A 20,207-nucleotide genomic window follows, 5' to 3' on the forward strand; every position below is an offset into this window, starting at 1 on the left:
CTTGAAGCTCTTCCAATAGGTTCCTAAGGTAAATGGAAATGTCCCCTGATAATATGGAATTACTTGATTACCTGTAAGACGCTAGTTTAGAATGCGGAATAGAAACATGTTGATACATGAAACGACTTTTGGAGGAAATACTTATATGAAAACGATATATACGAATGCTACCTTTTTTACTATGGATAAAGAAAATCAAATCTTTGAAAACGGCATGATGATTGTACAAGATCAAACCATATCCTACATTGGCCAGCACTCTGAAGAACAATTGACAGATGCTGATCAAGTGGTCAACCTTGGCGGAAAATGGATTATGCCAGGCCTTGTGAATGCCCATTCGCATATTGTCATGACCCTTTTACGCGGAATCGGGGACGACATGCTGCTGAAGCCTTGGCTTGAAACGAAAATATGGCCGATTGAAAGCCAGTTTACAACGGAAATCGCCTCTGTAAGTTCTCAACTTGGCCTTATGGAAATGATGAAATCAGGAACTACCACATTTTCGGATATGTTTAATCCTAATGGAATAGATGCGGGTGCTGTCATGGAGACGATAGGCGAAACGGGAATGCGCGGAGCCTTCTCTTACACAATTTTCAGCTTGGGTACGGAAAAAGACCAAAAAGCGAACCTCATGGGGGCTGAGCAGTTTTCAAAAAACTATAAAACGTTTGCCGATGGCCGCCTGACCACCATGGTCGCGCCACACAGCCCTTATGCCTGTACACCTGAAGCGATAATGGAAAGTGCACGGATTGCAAAAGAGAATGATTTGATGGTGCACATTCACGTATCGGAAACGGACTTTGAAATCCTCGACATCGAAAAACGTTACGGATCCCGTCCTGTCGAGCACCTTCGCCGTTTAGGACTGTTCGATCAGCCTACCGTAATGGCCCATGGTGTGGTTCTAAATGATGAAGAGCGAGCGATACTAAAACAGCATGATGTACGCGTTGCCCATAATCCAATCAGTAACCTGAAGCTCGGATCTGGAATAGCAGATGTCGTCAGCCTCCTTGATGCAGGCATTAAAGTTGGGGTTGCAACAGACGGCGTCGCCTCGAACAACAACTTCGATATGTTCGAGGAAATAAGGACAGCTGCATTACTACAAAAAGGCATCTATAAGGACGCCACTAAATTCCCTGCACAAACAGCACTCGCCATGGCTACCAGAATGGGTGCAGAAGCGATTGGAATGGGTCATACGGGATCACTTGAAGCTGGTAAAAAAGCAGACTTCATCACCATTTACCCATATAACAAAGAACATCTGCAGCCACTGAGTGAAGCCTATTCGCACCTGCTTTATGCAGCACGCGGAAATGATGTATGTGATGTATACATTGATGGCAAGATGGTCGTGAAAGATGGCGGATGCTTAACGATCGACGAAGAAAAAGTGATTGCCGAAACGAATCGGCTGCAGGGGACCCTATCACGATAAACATGAACGGATGCACGAAAAAAGGAGCTGCCATTGCAGCTTCTTTTTTTATGGACTCAATGATAAAAATGGGATGTGGGAGTAATTATTTTGATGAAGGACGGAATAAATGGGGTGTAGGTCGAATTAAACTGATATAGGTCGAAATAATCCGATTTAGGACGTAATAAATCGATTGTAGGTCAAATTAATCTATTGAGGACCATACTATTCGGTTTAGCAAGGAATAATTCGTATCGGATGGCAGTTTAAAAAGGAATTACCGCAATTATTGTGGAATAAATTGTTCTTAACACTTAGAAATCCGTTTTGAGTCAAGTTTCTTGGAAATATTGAGACAAAGTAAGCCGGTTGAAAATATTAATAAGAAAATAGGTATGGCAAAAACGGTTAAAAACGAAAAAATGAAAAAAATGCTGCTGACCGCAAATATTAGCCAACTGGTAATCAGCAAACAACTGGATAAAAAATCTTTGACAGCATGGATCATGAATTCACCACCGTATGAAAGTCTTTGTATGAATTATACACCATTTTCCAATCGTATTGAGAAGCAGTCAACTCGAGGAAAGTAGTTGAAAAAGGAGGACGAGATGAATGGAAAGTGTTTCTTCGTTGTTAAAAGAGCATTTGTATCAGCTGGAGGAGAAATTGTTAAAATCTGAAATCCGTACATCTCCAGAAGAACTTTCATTATTATTGAAAGATGATTTCTTTGAGTTCGGCAGTTCGGGTAATATATGGACTAAAAGCGATTTTGTGGGAGAAGAGGGAGCCGGTGCGGTGAAAATGACCTTAAATCAATTTGACATGCATCAATTGTCAGAGGATACCGTGTTAACTACGTACCGGATTTTTGATGAAAGTAAAGCGGAACATACCTTAAGAAGTTCAATCTGGAAATGTACGAATGGAAGATGGCAAATGTTTTTTCATCAGGGCACAAAAACGAAAGGGCCTCTTTAAGCCTTTTATTTATGAAATTGAAAATGGTGAATTAGCGTAAGAAAATGAGTATTACCTATCTAAAAACTATTCCAATAAAATGATAGGGGTGGATGAAGTTGCTTTTTCGTACCATTGATACGGACAAAGATAAAGATATTATCGTTAAATTCCGGAAAGATTCATTTGTTGTAAGTTTTGGATCTGAAGACGGTTTTGGAGATGAAAATACATACTTGCAACGAATGAAAGAACGGGTCCGCAAATTTCCGGATGGACAGGTGATCATTGAAAAGGATCAAGAACCGATTGGACAAATGGAACTTCAAATTCGGGAGTATGAAGGAACTGAGATTGGCTATGTGAATCTATTTTATCTAATTCCCGAATACCGCAGTAAAGGCCTTGGCAAGGAATTGGTTCGCTACGCAGAAAACTTTTTCAGGCAATTTAATGTATCCGAATACCATTTAAGGGTTTCTCCGGATAATCAAAGGGCGATTCGTTTATATACAAGTTCAGGCATGATGAAGATAAGCGAAGAAAATGAAAAACACCCTGTATGGAGAATGAGAAAATCATTATAAAATAGAAATAAAAATTATATTGATATAATTAAAAAATATCAATTCACTATATTATGAAAATATTTCGTGCGATTAAAAATATGGTTGACTTTAGAGAAATTAGAATATATAGTGAAGGACATAATTAAATATAACGTTAATTCTTATCAAGAGATGTGGAGGGACTTGGCCCTATGATACCTCGGCAGCGGGTTTTTACTTTTGTAAAAATACTGTGCTAATTCCAACGGACGAAAGTTTGAAAGATAAGAAGGAGCTTTTCTTAGATAATTAAATTAAGAGTTTACTCTTTTTTATTTCTAAAAGAGGCCTCTTCTGTCTGATGACGGAAGAGGCCTCTTTTGTTTATTCAGAATGTATATGGTTATTTGGAGAATTATTGATTTACTCGTGAGATTCGATGATTTACTCGTGAGTTTGGCGCATTTACTCGTGAGTTTGGCGCATTTACTCGTGAGTTTCATGCATTTACTCGTGAGTTTCATGCATTTACTCGTGAATTTCGAAATTAACCCTATCATTATGAAACTTTGCAAAGCTCTTCTCTGATAATGAATTCGTAAAAATAAACAACATGGGGGGAGATTGGATGATTGAGTTTCAAAATGTTAAAAAGGTTTATCAAACAAAGAAACAGACCGTTGAGGCTTTGAAGGGCATTAATTTGACGGTGGAAAAGGGGGATATATTCGGTGTCGTCGGTTATAGCGGGGCCGGGAAAAGTACGTTGATCAGGTTGGTCAATCTGCTTGAACAGCCTTCAGATGGTTCGGTGATTGTCGGGGGTAAGGATTTAACTTCATTGAATCCGAGGGAATTGCGGGCAGAAAAGAAAAAAATCGGAATGATCTTTCAGCATTTCAACTTGCTAAACTCAAAGACTGTTTTTGATAATATCGCCATGCCGCTGGTTTTATCAGGAACTCCTAGTAAAGAAATCAAACAGCGGGTAGGCGAGCTGTTAGAGTTCGTTGGCTTATCAAGCAAGGCAAAGAGTTATCCGGAACAATTATCCGGCGGTCAAAAGCAGCGGATCGGCATAGCGAGAGCATTGGCTACCAATCCATCGATCTTATTGTGTGATGAAGCTACATCTGCATTGGATCCACAAACAACGAGTGCGGTACTACAGCTCTTAAAGAAAATTAATAAAGAATACAATATTACGATTCTGTTAATCACTCATGAAATGTCTGTTATTAGGGAAATTTGCAATAAAGTAGCGGTCATGGAGGGAGGATGCGTGGTTGAACAAGGTTCAGTTTTCGAGGTTTTTGCCAAGCCGCAGACGGATATTGCAAAAAACTTCGTGAGAACGGTCATACATGACGAGATTCCACAAAGTTTCCTAAAAAGTATAGGGTCCCATATCCCGATTATTTGGAAAATTAATTTTATTGGGACTACTTCGGGTACTCCTTTACTTTCTACCATCTCGAAGAAATATGATGTTCATTTAAGCGTATTATCAGCCAATATTTCTGAAATTCAGGAAACGCCTTTTGGGAATTTGATCATCGAAGTGACAGGGAACAAAAAAGAGGTGGACAAGGCTTATCAATATATTAAAGATGAGGGGATTCTCGTCCAGGAGGTGCAGATAAATGGGTAATACACTTTGGGGAATGGAAATAACGGCAGAGCAGCTGTCGACAGCTTTCGGTGACACACTTTATATGGTAGCCATCTCATTGGTGTTTTCCGGATTGATTGGGCTGCCGCTCGGTATCCTGCTTGTCATTACAAGAAAGGGTCACATCCTGGAGAATAAATGGATCTTTAATGTATTGAATCCGATCATCAATATATTGCGGTCGGTTCCTTTCATCATCTTGCTTGTAGCACTTATTCCGTTTACCAGAATGCTCGTAGGCAGTGCGATCGGAACGAATGCGGCCATTGTTCCGCTTATCTTTTACGCGGCTCCTTATATTGCCCGGCTTGTCGAAAACTCCCTTTTGGAAGTGGACAAAGGGATCATCGAGGCAGCTCAGGCGATGGGGGCGACGACATGGCAAATCATTTATCGCTTTTTGATTCCCGAGGGACTTAGTTCGTTGATCCTTACATTTACAACAGCGACAATCGGGCTGGTCGGATCTACGGCCATGGCAGGTGCCGTCGGAGCAGGCGGGGTCGGAGATTTAGCTTTGGCTTACGGTTATCAAAGGTTCGATACGATGACGATGGTCGTCACAGTAGCGGCGCTCGTGATCATCGTTCAATTACTACAATCCACCGGGAATTTTGTTTCAAGAAAAATCAGAAGAAGATAAAAATAACAGGAGGTAGGAGAAATGAAGAAAATCTTATTAACGATCATGGTATTGGCATTGGCCATCGTGGCTGCAGCATGCGGGAACGAAGAGGGTGCATCAGGCGGTTCGGATGATGTGAAAACAGTAAAAGTCGGTGTCAGCAGCGGGGATACGAGAACATGGGAATACATTGTCGACTTAGCAAAAGATAAGGGGCTGAATATCGAACTGGTCACTTTCAATGATTATATCCAACCGAACCTTGCGTTAAGTGAAGGGGAAATTGATGCGAATTCATTCCAAACGGTCGCCTACTTCGATGAATTCGTTCAAGATCAAAAGCTGAAATTAGAGGCCATCGGGTCGACTGTCATTGCACCTATGGGCCTTTATTCGAAAAAACACAAAGATCTCAAGGATCTTCCAGATGGCGCTACGATAGCGGTTCCGAATGAAGCAACAAACTTTGGCCGTGCGTTACTCCTTCTTCAAGAAGCTGGATTGATTACATTGAAAGAGGAATTCAATGGATCGGGATCATTGGAAATCATTAAGGAAAATCCGAAAAAATTGAAAATCAAACCTGTTGCTGCCGGCAATACACCGCGTCTATTGGATGATGCCGATGCTTCAGCCATTAATAATAACTTTGCTGTCGAAGCAGACCTTACTTTAAAAGATGCATTATTCCATGAAAGTAAAACGGCGAAACCATATATCAATATCATTGCAGTTCAAAAGGGAAATGCCGATCGTCCTGAGCTGCAAAAATTAGTAGAGCTTTATCAATCGAAAGAAGTGGAGGAATTCATTGAAAAAACGTTTAATGGAAACACCATTCCTGCATATGTTTCAGTAGATGAATTAGTGAATTACCAAGATGCTTGGACAAAACCAGCTAACGAAAAATGATGAATAGAACAATGTGAAGGGAATGCCGGAAGGATTCAAAATGCTATCCGGCTTTTTAATCCAATAAATAAAAGGGGAGATAAGAGTATGGCGAGAGAATTAGTGCAGAAGCAGCATCAGCAAATCATTGAAGATCACATCGACCTTCATTCCGAATTATATATCCAAACGAGTCAAGCCATTCATGCCAAACCCGAAATTGGGAATCAAGAGTTCTTCGCTTCGGACACGTTAACCGGAATACTTCAACATGAAGGATTTGAAGTGAACCGCAATATAGCTGGACATGAAACAGGATTCATCGCCAAAAAAACCTCTTCAAAGGAAGGAGCTACCATTGCCTTTTTAGCCGAGTATGATGCATTGCCGGGTTTAGGCCATGCTTGTGGCCATAATATCATCGGCACAACGAGTGTTGCAGCAGGCATTTCCTTGGCTCAAGTGCTGGAGGAAACAGGCGGAGAAGTGATTGTTTTCGGTACACCGGCTGAAGAGGGCGGGCCGAATGGAAGTGCAAAAGGCAGTTTTGTGAAACATGGTCTATTTGATGGGGTGGATGCAGCCATCATTATCCATCCTGCCGGGCAAACGGGTATAACTAGTCCATTTTTGGCCGTCGATCCCCTTGATTTTCATTTTTACGGGAAGGCAGCACATGCGGCTGCTGCTCCTGAACAAGGCGTAAATGCACTTGATGGGGTGATTCAGCTATTCAATGGCATTAATGCTTTGCGCCAGCAGCTTCCAACCGAAGTCAAGATCCACGGAATAATCACCAATGGCGGGGAAGCGCCTAACATCATTCCTGAATATGCTTCAGCCAGATTTTACATTAGGGCAACAACATGGAAACTTTGCCAAGAAGTGTCCCGTAAAATACGTGCTGTCGCTGAAGGGGCAGCACTTGCCACAGGAAGCACGGTTAAGGTCGAGCGTTTCCAAAATGAAGTACTCGATTTTGTCATTAATCCAGTCCTTGATGATCTGTTAAAAGAAGAACTGGATCAATTAGGGGAAGCGGTGGCCCCTCGAAAAGAGAGTGGTTTTGGTTCGACGGATGCAGGTAATGTAAGCCATGTAGTGCCGACAGCACATCCTTATATTAAAATTGGACCGGATGAGTTGATTGCCCATACGAATGAATTCCGCGACTGTGCTAAATCAGAAGCTGGAAACAAAGCCATCCTGACTGGTGCAAAAGCACTTGCGCTTACAGGATATCGATTGCTATCGGATAAAGATCTGTTGGGTAAGGTGAAAACGGCATTTCATGAAGCGAAGCAAACGGAAAAATAAATAAAATCAAAATTTTTGTTGACTACGGAGCTCGGAGTTTGTAATATAAGAAATAACAATACCAAGTAATTAAATAGGAATTATAGGTTAATTGACCGGAAAACCGGAGACTTTTCTTTAAAAAGAGATGTCTCCGTTTTTTTTGGTGTATGAGCCAGGTTCCAAGGCTGTTCCAATACCGTAGTTGTTCATATAATAAAGGAGGATTTATTATGGGGATATTATTACGTAAAGCAATTGAAAAGAAAAGAAACTTCTTGATCAACAAGTTGATTAACGAGGGAGTCTATAAAAAGAATGACATCCATCTATTTGAATTAACACTAACCGATTTAGAGGAAGAATATATTAAAATAATTAAAATTGAAGAGAAGGAATCCGATGATCATTCCCCCTGTCTGAAGATCCATCATTTCATATAAATCAGTGGAAAAATAATGAAAAGGGGAGGGTGAAATGAGGAAGGGTGTGGAAGAAAGGCGGAAGGAATTAATCCATAAACTTATGATCCATACTGTAAATAAGAGTGTGGAACAGCTTATGACGTTAACCTTGAAAGAATTGGAAATGGAGTACAAAAAGGTTCAAACGGACAGTCATCCCCATAGTGATGCTGGTTCGATACAATGGATCAATACAAAACGATATTAGAGAATATAACACCTCAGTTCATCATGAAAAACTTCATCATTTTGCTAAATGCGTTTTGTGCTGATTCTACATGATACTTTGAACTGTAAGGGTCACTGAATCCGTGTTTTCCGTTGAATTTATGCACTTCGATATTCTTTATTTCTAAAGCTGAAATCAATTCGTCCACATTAAATGCTGATTCTTCTTGGGGAAAGAATAGCAGTGTAGGGCATTGTGGCGTTAATTCTACATAATTCCTAATACGGGAACCGTAGTATCCAACCATTCCATCGACACATTCGTCCTCACTACACAGCCAAGCCACAGTTGCCCCTGCACTAAATCCAAGGATGAATAATTTTTGGTATTCATCTTTAACATCCGATAATATATCCTTTATTTTATGTAAAGCGCCTGTAAAACCTACATTCTCCATAAAATGACGATAAGCAGCATCCTCTTGGGAATAATCAAAAGGTGTCTCTCGATCTAACAAATTCGGACAAATGACATCAAAACCCTGATTCGATAATGATTCACAAAAACGCTGCATATGTTCGTTCAGTCCATAAATTTCGTGAATGACAATGATTACAGTATCGGAATCTTTCTGTATGTGCAGCATTTTTACCCCCCATTATCCTATTGCTTCATTATATATTGATCTTCAGCTAACGCACTTGTTAGTTGAATCCTTTATTTGAATACCCCGTCTATTTCATTTCTGTCGTAAGCTAATATCCAATCGTTGTAGTTGTCATAAACATCTCTTATTGTTTCGGGCGAGGTCGCCACTAAATCACAACCCCTGTCATCATAAACGTGAAATATAGTTTTCTTGTTGATGTTGATAAAATAGACCATATTAAAAATACTTGGTCTTATCCCCATATCCTGATTGCAGATTGCTTTCAACATAGGAATGTAATTGAAGTCAGATGTTTTACATTTTAAAGTAAATCTATGTGTTTTTCATGACTTTATTTTAAAACCACATTGTTTTATACTTTCCTAAAAAATTTTCATTCCATATAAATATGAAATCATAATGATTAGCACCATCCAAACAATAGACACCCACAAATCATTTCCAACAGCATGTGAATTAAATAGATTTCTAATTGGTGTCATAGGTTGATTTTCTGCGAAAAAGCGAACTAACTTGGGCATTCCACCTACAAGAACAAATGCGGAACTGACAAAGAGCATCATCGTGTTTATTTCATTTTTAGGTATGGGGAAGTTCTCTTCCTTCTGAAAATGCTTTTAGGTTTGCCAGACTAAGTTCAAATCCGTCCATGTTAATGGATACTCTAGTTCCTTCAGGTTCTGGGTATATTTCGAAAGTGAAAACGAGGTTATCAGAATCCGAGGAATAAGAAAACTTTTCGTTAGGAATTACTTCTTGGATGGTAAAGCTCATAGGTATACTTTCGTTATCTTTAAGATTGTTATGTGCACTAGGCATTAATACGAAGATTGCCTTCTCGCCAACCTTGAGTTTAGGAATATTCCATTTTGAACCCGGGGCATACCATTTTGAAATGTTTTCATCATTTGTAATCGCATGCCAAACGGCTTCTTGGTTTTTATGAATTAGAACAGAGTTACTATCATTATTCACCTGACTAACCTCCTGATTTTTCTATGGATTATATAGAATGTCTTAGAAATATACAAGAAGATTTATACTCTAGCGATAGTTGAACACGTGACAATATTGTAAGGTTGCAGCTAAAACTGTTAGGAAAATCGATGGCGATTTACACCTCTTTTCTTTTACTATGAAAGAAAAAGAGGAAAGGTGGATATGAAATGAGTCTTTTTGAATTGAATGTCAATGTATTTAGAATGATAAATGACTTAGGGAAACAATACTCTTATTTAAACCCTTCTGCCATTTTCATTGCCGAGTACATGGTATTTTTATTAGCTTTAGCAGTCATCGTAATATGGTTCACTCGAAATGAACAGAGTAGAATGATGGTTGTTTGTGGAATGATCACGTTTGTAATAGCTGAAATGATGGGGAAAATGGCAGGGGGATTACATTCGAATAATCAGCCATTTGCCGAATTGACCAATGTTAATAAGTTGATTGAAAAAGCAGTGGATAATTCATTTCCAAGCGACCATACCATCTTGTTTTTCTCGTTTTGTGTATCCTTTTGGCTTTTCAAAAGAGGATGGTGGATGCTATGGATCATGCTCGCTTTCCTTGTTGGTATATCCCGTATTTGGGTAGGAGTCCACTTTCCGGCAGATGTGCTGGCAGGTGCTATACTGAGCACGATTTCAGGCTTGGTGGTTTACTTTGTTGTTCCTAAGATAAGCTTGATTCATACAATATTAGCGGGTTATGCGAGGTATGAACAAATACTTCTATCCCCATTGACTAAATCGAAGGAAAAAAAATCAAAGGATTTTTAAGCGAGACTCAAAAACAGGGTTGCTCAGGCAGCCTTTTTTTGTTGAAAGAAGTGTAGTGTGGTAAATACAAAAATATCCATATGATGATTCTGATGGTAAAATAAAGAGAAAGAATTCATCACAATGGGGGGCTTAATATTGGTTGATATCCAAGAAATCAAAGACATTATCAGGCATCGCTATCCATTCCTTTTAGTTGATAGAGTACTGGAATTGGAAGAAGGAAAGAGAGCGGTGGCCATTAAAAATGTAACAGCAAATGAAGAGTTTTTTACTGGTCACTTTCCAAATCACCCAGTGATGCCAGGTGTATTGATTGTTGAGGCTTTAGCACAGGTAAGTGCTGTTATTATGCTTACAAAAGAAGAAAATCAAGGGCGGATCGGGCTTTTGGCTGGGATCGATGGATGTCGTTTTAAAAGGCAAGTAAGACTAGGGGACCAATTACATTTAGAAGTGGAGATTACTCGCTTGAAAGGCCCTATCGGGAAAGGAAAAGGAAGGGTTACTGTCGATGGGGAAACTGTATGCGAGACAGAGCTCATATTTGCTTTTGGTGATTGATCTTTCAATAGGGGTAACTTGAACAACGGGGGTATGAAAGTGATACCGATAAAAAAAGCCTATGGGTATGTGACAAGAATCAAAAATGGAGAAACTCAGGTATTGGTTTTTCAACATCCCATTAGGGAAGCGGGTATACAGATACCCAAGGGAACAGTGAAGCCTCAAGAAAGTGCTTACCAAGCATTGATTAGGGAAATGAAAGAAGAAACAGGTCTTGAGAATTTTCATGTGGAGAAATTAATTGCGGAAGATTTTTGGGAGAGCGCTGATGGTGCCATACATAATAGATATTTTTATCAATTAAGTGTATCGATTGTTCCTGATGAATGGGACTATCAGCCAACGGGTGGAGGAGATGAAGAGGGGCTGACATTCCATTTCTTCTGGATTTCATCCCAACATGAAGTGGAACTTATTAAAGGGCATGGAGATTATTTAAACCTGATATTTACCTAACCCTTCAGTGCGCAGCAGTATATCACAACCGGCCAAGGTCATTATTGATCTTGGCCGGTTGTTTTTTTATGATCAGGTTTGTTTTTCGGTAATGAAAGTTTTTACGGTTGGCGGTTCATATGTATTGAATTGATCAAGAAGTCCATTTGGTTCAACATCTACCAGCGCCATCGAACGGAATTTTTCATGAAGGAACTGTTCGTCGGACATATGATTGAATAAAGCGACCAAAGGATCATAATAGTGATTGATATTTAAGAGTCCGCAAGGTTTTTGATGAAGACCAAGTTGAGCCCAAGTGAAAATCTCAAAGAATTCTTCCAATGTTCCTGGCCCGCCTGGCAAGGCAATGAACCCATCTGCAAGCTCAGCCATTTTAGCTTTTCTTTCATGCATGGATTCCACGACAATCAGTTCGGTTAAGTTCTTATGGGCTATTTCCTTTTTTTCTAGAAAATCTGGCATTACGCCAATTACATTTCCGCCTGCTTCCAAAACGGAATCTGCAACTGCACCCATGATTCCTACACTTGAGCCTCCATAAACAAGGGTAATATTACGTTTTGCCAGTACCGCACCCAGTTTTTTAGCCTCTTCTACATAGACAGCAGATGCACCAATGCTTGATCCACAAAATACAGCTAGACTTTTCAAAATATCACATCTCCCATTTAGTAATCTTCCTTTCTTATCATACATAATTCAGGGGGTTTTGTTAAACTTGAATTATCTAAATGAAGGGTGGATGAATATGAACGTCACTGAATTTCAACAATGGGTAAAAGATTATTATGAAGCATGAGGATGGTCAGAATTGGACATTTTCATTCGCATTGGCTTTTTGGCAGAAGAAACTGGCGAGGTGGCACGAGCCATTCGCTCCCTTGAGATTGGCAGGGATAGACCTGATGAAGTTATTGGTTCGTTTGAAGAGAATAAACAGGAGTTAACCGAAGAATTGGGAGATGTGCTAGGTAACTTGATTGTGATTGCGAACAAGTACGATATTCCATTGGAAGAAGTGTTTAATGCCCATAAAAGGAAACTATCCGAACGCTATCATCATGCATAATTTCCGTCATTATTGGTGTACATGAAAAACATCCTGTTTTTAAACTTGAAGAGCTGTGACGATTAGCTCTTTTTCTTATGGGTCCAACGATGGTGATTTGTACTAATTTAACTCATTACAAGAAAAAACATCAGTCTTTTATCCCGGTTCATTAACAAAGAATTCACAAAATATGGGTACTATGCGCGATTGAGATGGGATTTTATTGGGTATACACTTACATTAATAGGAATGAACATTCATTCCGCATCTTATAAAAAGGGGTGAATCATTATGATCAATGCAGTAAATAAACGAGACAGTATAGTATCCAGCGCTTTGGAACTATTCGCCGAACGGGGATATGATGCTACGACGATTCCGATGATAGCTACATCGGCAGGGGTTGGAGCCGGTACCATCTATCGTTACTTTGAGAATAAGGAGGTGCTGGGCAACAAGATTTTTCAAGAGTACTTGGATATTTTCACTGAAACGATCAAGAATGGATTTCCCCATGATGATTCGATTCGCAATCAGTTCCACCATATTTTTAAATCTATGGTTCATTTTACAACTGTGCAGGACCAAGCTCTTTATTTTATAAAGATACATAGTGGAGCCCATTTTTTAAATGAAGATAGTCATGCTAGTTTTCAAGGGCTATTGAATATTTTTAAAAATTTCTTTGATTCTGGAAAAGAAAAAAAAGAAATTAAGGAGCTGCCTTCTTCAGCTTTGATTGCCATCATTTACGGAGCATTTCTTGAGCTTGAGCGACTTGTCCGCATTGGGGAATTAGAACCTGAACCAAAACTATTGGCAGATGTGGAAGAAAGCTTTTGGGATGCAGTCCGATTGCACGCTTGACACATTTTTAACAATTAAAATGAATGAACGTTCATTCCGCATTCTAAACTATTAAAAGAGGTGCTTATAAAATGGAAAATACAACTCAGTTTCCACAGCCAAAGACTTACGGCCCCCTAGGCAGCCTGCCTATCATTGATAAGGATAAGCCGCTTCAGTCTTTCATGAAGCTGGCACGGGAACTTGGGCCGGTTTTTCAATTTCAATTTCCTGGTCGCATCGCTACATTCGTATCCAGTGCTGACCTCGCTAAAGAAATTTGTGATGAAGCAAGGTTTGATAAGAAAGTTGGACCTGCCCTACAAAAAGTGAGAGCGTTCGGCGGCGATGGTCTCTTCACAAGTGAAACCACGGAGCCGAATTGGAAAAAAGCCCATAACATCCTGCTGCCAAGCTTTAGCCAGCAGGCAATGAAGGGCTACCATGCAAAAATGGTGGATCTTGCAACCCAACTCATTCAAAAATGGGCTCGCCTGAATCCGGCTGATGAGATAGATGTTCCTGAAGATATGACACGATTGACCTTGGATACGATCGGACTCTGCGGGTTCAATTACCGCTTTAACAGTTTTTATCGGGAGACCACCCATCCTTTTGTCACCAGTATGGTGCGTGCGTTGGATGAAGCGATGAGCCAAACGCAGCGACTTGGCATCCAAGATAAACTGATGATCAAGTCTAAAAAACAATTCAGGGAAGACATTCAATATATGTTCTCTCTAGTGGATGAAATGATTGCTGAACGAAAACAAAATGGCGATCAAGGAGAAGATGATCTTCTTTCCCATATGTTGAAGGGAGTCGATCCTGAAACGGGCGTTTCCCTGGATGTTGAAAATATTCGTTTTCAAATCATTACCTTCTTAATAGCCGGGCATGAAACGACGAGCGGTCTCCTATCGTTCGCCATTTATTTCCTGATGAATAACAGGGACAAGTTAAAAAAAGCGCAGCAGGAAGTCGATGAAATGCTTGGTGAAGATGTTCCTGATTACACACAAGTGAAAAAGCTGAAATATGTCCGGATGGTGCTGAATGAAACGCTTCGTCTGTGGCCGACAGCACCGGCATTTTCCGTTTATGCTAAAGAAGATACCGTGCTGGGCGGAAAATACAAGGTGAAGAAAGGCGATGTGTTCTCGCTACTTATTCCTGAGCTTCACCGTGATCCATCCGTTTGGGGTGATGACGTTGAATCGTTCATTCCTGAGAGGTTCGAGGATTTGGATTCCATCCCTTATCATGCTTATAAACCGTTTGGAAACGGGCAGCGCGCCTGTATCGGACAGCAGTTTGCCCTTCATGAGGCGACACTGGTGCTTGGCATGGTTTTACAGCACTTTGACTTGATTGATCATGAAGAATATCAATTGGATGTTAAAGAAACGTTGACTCTCAAACCGGACGGGATGACCATGCGCGTTTCACCGAGGAAGCCGGAGATGTCGTTTACCGTTTCTTCTCCAGAACCAAAGTCTGCGGACAAAGGAGCCACGGCATCTTCAATCGAATCTGCACATGGTACACCATTACTTGTCCTGTTTGGATCAAACATGGGAACAGCGGAAGGGATCGCTCGTGACCTTGCTGAATCAGGTAAGCGGCAAGGCTTCAATGCCGAGATTGCCTCTTTGAATGATTACACGGATCGGCTACCTCGAGAAGGGGCTGTTCTCATCGTCTCGGCATCTTATAATGGAAATCCCCCTGATAATGCGGGTGACTTTGTTTCATGGCTGAAGGAAAGTCAAGATGACACATTGGATGGTGTTCACTATGCGATCTTCGGCTGCGGGGACCGCAATTGGGCGAATACGTACCAACGCATTCCACGTTTCATTGATGAGCAGCTGGAACAAAAAGGAGCGGTTCGGCTGTCAGAAACAGGCTATGGAGATGCAAGTGATGACTTTGAAGGTGATTACGAAAAATGGACAGAAGCCCTTTGGCCGAATCTTGCCGAAACCCTTAACATTGAAGTGAATATGAATGATCGGGTAGTCAGCTCGATTACGATGAACTTCGTAAGCGATGTGAGCGGCACGCCACTAGCCCGCACCCATCATGCTTTTACAGCCATTTTAAAAAGGAATTACGAATTACAACATGTGGAAAGTGGAAGAAGTACACGGCATATAGAGTTAACTTTGCCAGAGGGAATACATTATCAGGAAGGCGATCATCTCGGGGTTCTTCCACAAAATCCATCGGAACTTGTCGAGCGAGTGCTCAGTCGATTTAACCTAAACGGCCATGATTATGTGAATCTGACTGGGGATTCGGGAAAAGCTGCCCATCTTCCTACAGGAAAACCAGTAAAACTCGAGGAGTTACTATCAAACCATGTGGAGTTCCAAGAACCCGCCACCCGGTCTCAAATTCGGGCGCTTGCCACTTACACGGTATGTCCTCCACATGTAAAAGAACTTGAAGAACTTCTTGAGGATAGTACCTATAAACGAGAAATCCTGAACAAGCGCATAACCATGCTTGATCTTATAGAAAAGTATCTTGCATGTGAAATCCCATTTGAACGTTTTTTGGCTTTACTGCCGCCTTTAAAAGCAAGATACTACTCTATTTCAAGCTCTCCACTTCACAAGGAAGGAGAAGTAAGCATCACCGTCAGCGTCGTCCGCGGGGAAGCCTTGAGCGGCAACGGGGAATACAAAGGAATTGCATCGAATTATTTGGCAGAACGCTCCTTAGGCGACAAGGTAGCCTGCTTTATCACTACGCCGCAATCCAATTTCCAACTTCCAGAGCAAACAGGAAAACCAATCATCATGATTGGCCCTGGAACAGGAATTGCACCATTCAGAGGATTCATTCAGGCTCGTCGCGTTCTGAAGGAAAAAGGTGAAACGCTAGGGGCTGCCCACCTTTACTTTGGATGCCGTAATCCGGAACACGACTTCCTCTATCAAGAAGAACTCGTGCAAGCAGAACAAGAGGGACTTGTAACACTGCACACCGCTTTCTCAAGATGTCCCGGCCAAGAAAAAACGTATGTCCAGAACCGATTAGCGGAAAACGCTCATGACATACTTCCTTTATTAAAAGAAGGAGGAGGGCACCTATACATCTGCGGAGACGGAGGTAAAATGGCACCCGATGTTGAACGAACATTAATCGACAGCTATATGCATTTCTATCAAAAACCTCAAGAAGAAGCCACGGATTGGCTGCAATCATTAGAGGAGAATGGCAGATATGCAAAAGATGTTTGGGCAGGAGCATAAATAGGAGGGAGCAGCGATTCCAAGAGAATCGCTGCTTTTCTTGTGTGGCAATGATAAAAAAATATGAATTTGCGAGTAAATAGCGAAAACTCACGAGTAAAACACGCAAACTCACGAGTAAACAGCACAAATTCACGAGTAAACCGCACAAACTTACGAGTAAAGTACGAACTCACGAGTAAACAGCACAAATTCACGAGTAAACCGCACAAACTTACGAGTAAAGTACGAACTCACGAGTAAACAGCTCAAATTCACGAGTAAACCGCACAAACTTACGAGTAAAGTACGAACTCACGAGTAAACAGCACAAATTCACGAGTAAACAGCACGAAATCACGAGTAAAACCGCAAAACTCACGAGTAAACAGCGCAAACTTACGAGGAAAGTACGAATTCACGAGTAAAACCGCAAAACTCACGAGTAAACAGCGCAAACTTACGAGGAAAGTACGAATTCACGAGTAAAACCGCAAAACTCACGAGTAAACAGCTCAAACTTACGAGTAAAGTACGAACTCACGAGTAAACAGCACAAATTCACGAGTAAAACAGCAAAATTCACGAGTAAACAGCTCAAACTTACGAGTAAAGTACGAATTCATGAGTAAAACAGCAAAATTCACGAGTAAACAGCTCAAACTTACGAGTAAAGTACGAACTCACGAGTAAACAGCACAAATTCACGAGTAAAACCGCAAAACTCACGAGTAAACAGCACAAATTCACGAGTAAAACAGCAAAATTCACGAGTAAACAGCTCAAACTTACGAGTAAAGTACGAATTCATGAGTAAAACAGCAAAATTCACGAGTAAACAGTACGAACTCACGAGTAAACAGCACAAATTCACGAGTAAACAGCACGAACTCACGAGTAAAACCGCAAAACTCACGAGTAAACAGCGCAAACTTACGAGGAAAGTACGAATTCACGAGTAAAACCGCAAAACTCACGAGTAAACAGCTCAAACTTACGAGGAAAGTACGAACTCACGAGTAAACAGCACAAATTCACGAGTAAAACCGCAAAACTCACGAGTAAACAGCACAAATTCACGAGTAAAACAGCAAAATTCACGAGTAAACAGCTCAAACTTACGAGTAAAGTACGAATTCATGAGTAAAACAGCAAAATTCACGAGTAAACAGTACGAACTCACGAGTAAACAGTACAAACTCACGAGTAAACAGAAGTGAAATAAGCTATTTTTCGCAAAAATAGAAGCGTTGGTTGCAAATGGGGTGTACAACATCCATTGAGGGAGGACGGACGTTTACGGATTCTTTATTCATTGTTAATATTTGAGGGTGTGTTAATAGTGGTGGCAGATGACGCTCTCTATGGTCAACATTCGTCACGGCCATGTGGTGGGGTTAAACTAACGATAAAGGGGTCACTTTATATAATGTTTAAGTATACAGTTTGTTTTGTTAAGAAAGATAATGAAATACTCATGCTCAATCGGGAGAAGGCTCCAATTATGGGCGTATGGAACGGGGTGGGGGGCAAAATCGAGAACGGTGAAACACCTGATATAGGTGCACGGCGTGAGGTGTTTGAGGAAACGGACATTGAAGTAGAGCCCTATTTTTCTAAAGGAACGGTAATTTGGGAGACTCCAGAAGGTGAACTGGATGGGATATATGTGTATTTGTATGAAGTGGATGCAGATTTAATATATGAAACACCGAAAAAAACGCGGGAAGGTATTCTGGAATGGAAATCGATTGAGTGGATCCTTCATCCAGAGAATCTCGGAATTGCTGAAATGGTCGCACAGTATTTACCGGTTCTATTGAAAAAAGAAGGAAACTACACATTCACTTACAAAAATGGTCAAACGTATCATTCATGAAACTAACCTTCCTTAAAAAAAGGGATACTACCATTTTGAGCAGTATCCCTTTTTGGGCTGTCATACGAATGTTGATTGAGTCTACAAATTAACTTTCATTCTCGAATATCGTACCTTTTTTGAATCTTGAATCCTTAAAGGCGAACTTCATCAGAATAATATAGGCAATGCCTGCCACAACAACGCCGATGACCCAGGCAAGCTCCACTTTTATAAAGGCGGCACCGGCGCCGATAAGCATGGCGAGCAGTGCGCATGGATTATATCCTGCAAATGGTCCGTCTTCTCTGTATAAATCGGCAATATTCATTTTTTGCTTTCTTAATATATAATATTCGACTAATAAAATCGAAACGATCGGGCCTAAAAAAGCGGAATAAATCAGAATGAACATACCGAGCCCCTTCGCCGAAGAATCCTGTACAAGCACCCATGGGAATGAGCAAAAGGCAAGAAGTCCGGTTATGATAACGGCAATCTTATATTTCAACTTTGTAAGCAAAGTAATGACATAGGCTGGCGGAATAATGTTGGCGACCATATTTACGGCAATCGCACCTATTACGATAAATGCAGAAACGCCTACAGTGATATAAGGATTGTCCACCACTATTGCAAACGCCTTAACGGGATTGGATATGCCGGTAGCGGTAGCAAGCATTACACCGATTGTCAGTACGAATCCATAGGCAATTAAAATGGGCGAAAAGTACAATAAACCTCGTTTTGCATCACTGATGCCAGACTTAAGCTCTCTTGAATAGTCCCCTGCGCTTAAAAAGATGGCCGCATAATTCCCCAAAAACATCATGATGAAAGCAAAGAACGGCAAGCCCCATGAGCCTTCGGCATGCACCCATTTTTCCGCGATGACCTCGCTATGTGATGTAAGGAGAATACCAAATACATAGACAAGCGCTAGCATGATAACGATGGATACAAGCATTTCCACCCATTTGATGGCATGGAAGCCGTACAGCGAAAGCGCAATTTGCACCAGTTGAATCGCGACAAAGCAAATGACGGCATTATCAAAAGCGCCACCCGTCATGATCTTCACGATTTCGTTTAAGGCAGTACCACCGATCCAACTTTGAAAACCGTACCAGATGATGGCCGGAATTCCGCGCAAAAGTGATGATATGATGGAGCCTTTCATCCCGAAGGACATTCTGAGCTGTACAACATAGGGAATACCGGTCCTGTATCCGATCCTATCATTTAAAGCGAAAATCATGGAAATGATGGCGATGGCGATGGCAGCTGCAGCAAACGTCTGAATGATATTCAACGTTGCGGTTCCCGCTACGACCAAGCTGGCCCCTAGTGTCATATTCCCTAAATTGACGCCGTCTCCAATCCACATGAATATATAGGATATCGGGCCAACTGTCCTATCTTCTTTTGTTTTAGGCTTCAGAGATTCATCCAAATCCGCAGTATGGTTGAACTCCGTTTCTTCCAAAGCGTGACTTTCTAGATATGTAGACAATTTACACTCAACTCCTATTCATTTGTGTTATGTGACATACCGGACAATGTGATAAAAGCTAACATAAATAAAGTATATAAGATTCGGATTTAGGAATCATTAGAAGAAGTGTGAAATTTCAGATATTATTTTGTGTTTTTTAACTAAAATTATT

Annotated in this window: 25 protein-coding genes, 2 pseudogenes and 1 riboswitch; of the genes and pseudogenes, 18 read left to right on the plus strand and 9 right to left on the minus strand. The window is 40.8% G+C overall.

Features of this window, described 5'->3' with window-relative positions:
• Positions 1 to 145 precede the first annotated feature (145 nt).
• The 11 genes from QUF94_RS05750 to QUF94_RS05800 all read left to right on the plus strand — a co-directional run bounded on the left by QUF94_RS05750 (position 146) and on the right by QUF94_RS05800 (position 8,105).
• On the plus strand, positions 146 to 1,456 hold the full coding sequence (locus tag QUF94_RS05750; protein WP_289314998.1) for an amidohydrolase family protein: 1,311 nt from the start codon (positions 146 to 148) through the stop codon (positions 1,454 to 1,456).
• A gap of 332 nt (positions 1,457 to 1,788) precedes the next feature.
• A complete protein-coding gene (locus QUF94_RS05755; RefSeq protein ID WP_289314999.1) occupies positions 1,789 to 2,031 on the plus strand; it encodes a hypothetical protein in 243 nt (80 codons plus the stop codon).
• Between the two features lie 22 nt (positions 2,032 to 2,053).
• Positions 2,054 to 2,422, plus strand: coding sequence for a nuclear transport factor 2 family protein (locus QUF94_RS05760; protein ID WP_289315000.1), 369 nt, complete (start codon positions 2,054 to 2,056; stop codon positions 2,420 to 2,422).
• 98 nt (positions 2,423 to 2,520) lie between these two features.
• A complete protein-coding gene (locus tag QUF94_RS05765; protein WP_289315001.1) occupies positions 2,521 to 2,988 on the plus strand; it encodes a GNAT family N-acetyltransferase in 468 nt (155 codons plus the stop codon).
• 140 nt (positions 2,989 to 3,128) lie between these two features.
• Positions 3,129 to 3,240: riboswitch (SAM riboswitch) on the plus strand.
• Between the two features lie 108 nt (positions 3,241 to 3,348).
• A complete protein-coding gene (locus QUF94_RS05770) occupies positions 3,349 to 3,537 on the plus strand; it encodes a hypothetical protein (RefSeq protein WP_289315002.1) in 189 nt (62 codons plus the stop codon).
• A 40-nt stretch (positions 3,538 to 3,577) separates the two neighbouring features.
• Positions 3,578 to 4,600, plus strand: coding sequence for a methionine ABC transporter ATP-binding protein (locus tag QUF94_RS05775; RefSeq protein WP_289315003.1), 1,023 nt, complete (start codon positions 3,578 to 3,580; stop codon positions 4,598 to 4,600).
• 13 nt (positions 4,601 to 4,613) lie between these two features.
• Positions 4,614 to 5,264 (plus strand): methionine ABC transporter permease, encoded by a 651-nt coding sequence (locus QUF94_RS05780; RefSeq protein ID WP_289318292.1) that lies wholly within the window; start codon positions 4,614 to 4,616, stop codon positions 5,262 to 5,264.
• A gap of 21 nt (positions 5,265 to 5,285) precedes the next feature.
• Entirely contained in the window at positions 5,286 to 6,158 is an 873-nt protein-coding gene (locus QUF94_RS05785; RefSeq protein WP_289315004.1) for a MetQ/NlpA family ABC transporter substrate-binding protein, read from the plus strand.
• A gap of 87 nt (positions 6,159 to 6,245) precedes the next feature.
• Entirely contained in the window at positions 6,246 to 7,454 is a 1,209-nt protein-coding gene (locus tag QUF94_RS05790) for a M20 family metallopeptidase (RefSeq protein WP_289315005.1), read from the plus strand.
• A gap of 212 nt (positions 7,455 to 7,666) precedes the next feature.
• Complete coding sequence (locus QUF94_RS05795; protein ID WP_289315006.1) at positions 7,667 to 7,876, plus strand: Fur-regulated basic protein FbpA; 210 nt, start codon at positions 7,667 to 7,669, stop codon at positions 7,874 to 7,876.
• Between the two features lie 34 nt (positions 7,877 to 7,910).
• A complete protein-coding gene (locus QUF94_RS05800; protein WP_289315007.1) occupies positions 7,911 to 8,105 on the plus strand; it encodes a Fur-regulated basic protein FbpA in 195 nt (64 codons plus the stop codon).
• Between the two features lie 13 nt (positions 8,106 to 8,118).
• Here the strand turns inward: QUF94_RS05800 and QUF94_RS05805 are convergent, their stop codons facing one another.
• From QUF94_RS05805 to QUF94_RS05815, 3 genes and pseudogenes are all read right to left on the minus strand, one after another.
• The gene (locus QUF94_RS05805; RefSeq protein WP_289315008.1) at positions 8,119 to 8,712 is read right to left on the minus strand and encodes a dienelactone hydrolase family protein; all 594 of its coding nucleotides are present in this window, start codon (positions 8,710 to 8,712) and stop codon (positions 8,119 to 8,121) included.
• Positions 8,713 to 8,783: 71 nt separating this feature from the next.
• Positions 8,784 to 9,059, minus strand: a pseudogene (locus QUF94_RS05810) (DUF3885 domain-containing protein); the annotation flags it as partial.
• 256 nt (positions 9,060 to 9,315) lie between these two features.
• The gene (locus tag QUF94_RS05815; protein WP_289315009.1) at positions 9,316 to 9,711 is read right to left on the minus strand and encodes an SRPBCC family protein; all 396 of its coding nucleotides are present in this window, start codon (positions 9,709 to 9,711) and stop codon (positions 9,316 to 9,318) included.
• A 191-nt stretch (positions 9,712 to 9,902) separates the two neighbouring features.
• On the opposite strand from QUF94_RS05815, the gene QUF94_RS05820 reads away from it, so the two are divergent.
• From QUF94_RS05820 to QUF94_RS05830, 3 genes are all read left to right on the plus strand, one after another.
• Positions 9,903 to 10,517: an undecaprenyl-diphosphatase gene (locus QUF94_RS05820; RefSeq protein WP_289315010.1), complete on the plus strand. Its 615-nt coding sequence runs from the start codon at positions 9,903 to 9,905 to the stop codon at positions 10,515 to 10,517.
• A 138-nt stretch (positions 10,518 to 10,655) separates the two neighbouring features.
• Entirely contained in the window at positions 10,656 to 11,081 is a 426-nt protein-coding gene (gene fabZ, locus QUF94_RS05825; RefSeq protein WP_289315011.1) for a 3-hydroxyacyl-ACP dehydratase FabZ, read from the plus strand.
• Between the two features lie 33 nt (positions 11,082 to 11,114).
• Positions 11,115 to 11,540 (plus strand): NUDIX hydrolase, encoded by a 426-nt coding sequence (locus QUF94_RS05830; RefSeq protein ID WP_289318293.1) that lies wholly within the window; start codon positions 11,115 to 11,117, stop codon positions 11,538 to 11,540.
• Positions 11,541 to 11,612: 72 nt separating this feature from the next.
• On the opposite strand, the gene QUF94_RS05835 is transcribed toward QUF94_RS05830, so the two are convergent.
• Entirely contained in the window at positions 11,613 to 12,194 is a 582-nt protein-coding gene (locus QUF94_RS05835) for an LOG family protein (protein WP_289315012.1), read from the minus strand.
• A 97-nt stretch (positions 12,195 to 12,291) separates the two neighbouring features.
• Here QUF94_RS05835 and QUF94_RS05840 point away from each other — a divergent pair.
• The 3 genes and pseudogenes from QUF94_RS05840 to QUF94_RS05850 all read left to right on the plus strand — a co-directional run bounded on the left by QUF94_RS05840 (position 12,292) and on the right by QUF94_RS05850 (position 16,703).
• Positions 12,292 to 12,612, plus strand: a pseudogene (locus tag QUF94_RS05840) (MazG nucleotide pyrophosphohydrolase domain-containing protein).
• A gap of 273 nt (positions 12,613 to 12,885) precedes the next feature.
• Complete coding sequence (locus QUF94_RS05845) at positions 12,886 to 13,461, plus strand: TetR/AcrR family transcriptional regulator (protein WP_289315013.1); 576 nt, start codon at positions 12,886 to 12,888, stop codon at positions 13,459 to 13,461.
• Between the two features lie 71 nt (positions 13,462 to 13,532).
• Complete coding sequence (locus QUF94_RS05850) at positions 13,533 to 16,703, plus strand: bifunctional cytochrome P450/NADPH--P450 reductase (protein WP_289315014.1); 3,171 nt, start codon at positions 13,533 to 13,535, stop codon at positions 16,701 to 16,703.
• A gap of 275 nt (positions 16,704 to 16,978) precedes the next feature.
• Here QUF94_RS05850 and QUF94_RS05855 read toward each other — a convergent pair whose 3' ends face one another.
• The 4 genes from QUF94_RS05855 to QUF94_RS05870 form a co-directional block, all read right to left on the minus strand.
• Positions 16,979 to 17,125: a hypothetical protein gene (locus tag QUF94_RS05855; RefSeq protein ID WP_289315015.1), complete on the minus strand. Its 147-nt coding sequence runs from the start codon at positions 17,123 to 17,125 to the stop codon at positions 16,979 to 16,981.
• Positions 17,126 to 17,142: 17 nt separating this feature from the next.
• Entirely contained in the window at positions 17,143 to 17,268 is a 126-nt protein-coding gene (locus QUF94_RS05860) for a hypothetical protein (protein WP_289315016.1), read from the minus strand.
• A gap of 78 nt (positions 17,269 to 17,346) precedes the next feature.
• On the minus strand, positions 17,347 to 17,598 hold the full coding sequence (locus QUF94_RS05865; protein WP_289315017.1) for a hypothetical protein: 252 nt from the start codon (positions 17,596 to 17,598) through the stop codon (positions 17,347 to 17,349).
• A gap of 78 nt (positions 17,599 to 17,676) precedes the next feature.
• Positions 17,677 to 17,958, minus strand: coding sequence for a hypothetical protein (locus tag QUF94_RS05870; protein WP_289315018.1), 282 nt, complete (start codon positions 17,956 to 17,958; stop codon positions 17,677 to 17,679).
• A 153-nt stretch (positions 17,959 to 18,111) separates the two neighbouring features.
• Between QUF94_RS05870 and QUF94_RS05875 the strand changes: the two genes are divergently transcribed.
• A complete protein-coding gene (locus QUF94_RS05875) occupies positions 18,112 to 18,561 on the plus strand; it encodes an NUDIX hydrolase (RefSeq protein WP_289315019.1) in 450 nt (149 codons plus the stop codon).
• Between the two features lie 88 nt (positions 18,562 to 18,649).
• Here QUF94_RS05875 and QUF94_RS05880 read toward each other — a convergent pair whose 3' ends face one another.
• Positions 18,650 to 20,053 (minus strand): NCS1 family transporter, encoded by a 1,404-nt coding sequence (locus QUF94_RS05880; RefSeq protein WP_289315020.1) that lies wholly within the window; start codon positions 20,051 to 20,053, stop codon positions 18,650 to 18,652.
• Positions 20,054 to 20,207: the final 154 nt, after the last annotated feature.

It is taken from the genome of Peribacillus sp. NJ4, from assembly GCF_030348345.1.
GTDB lineage: Bacteria > Bacillota > Bacilli > Bacillales > DSM-1321 > Peribacillus.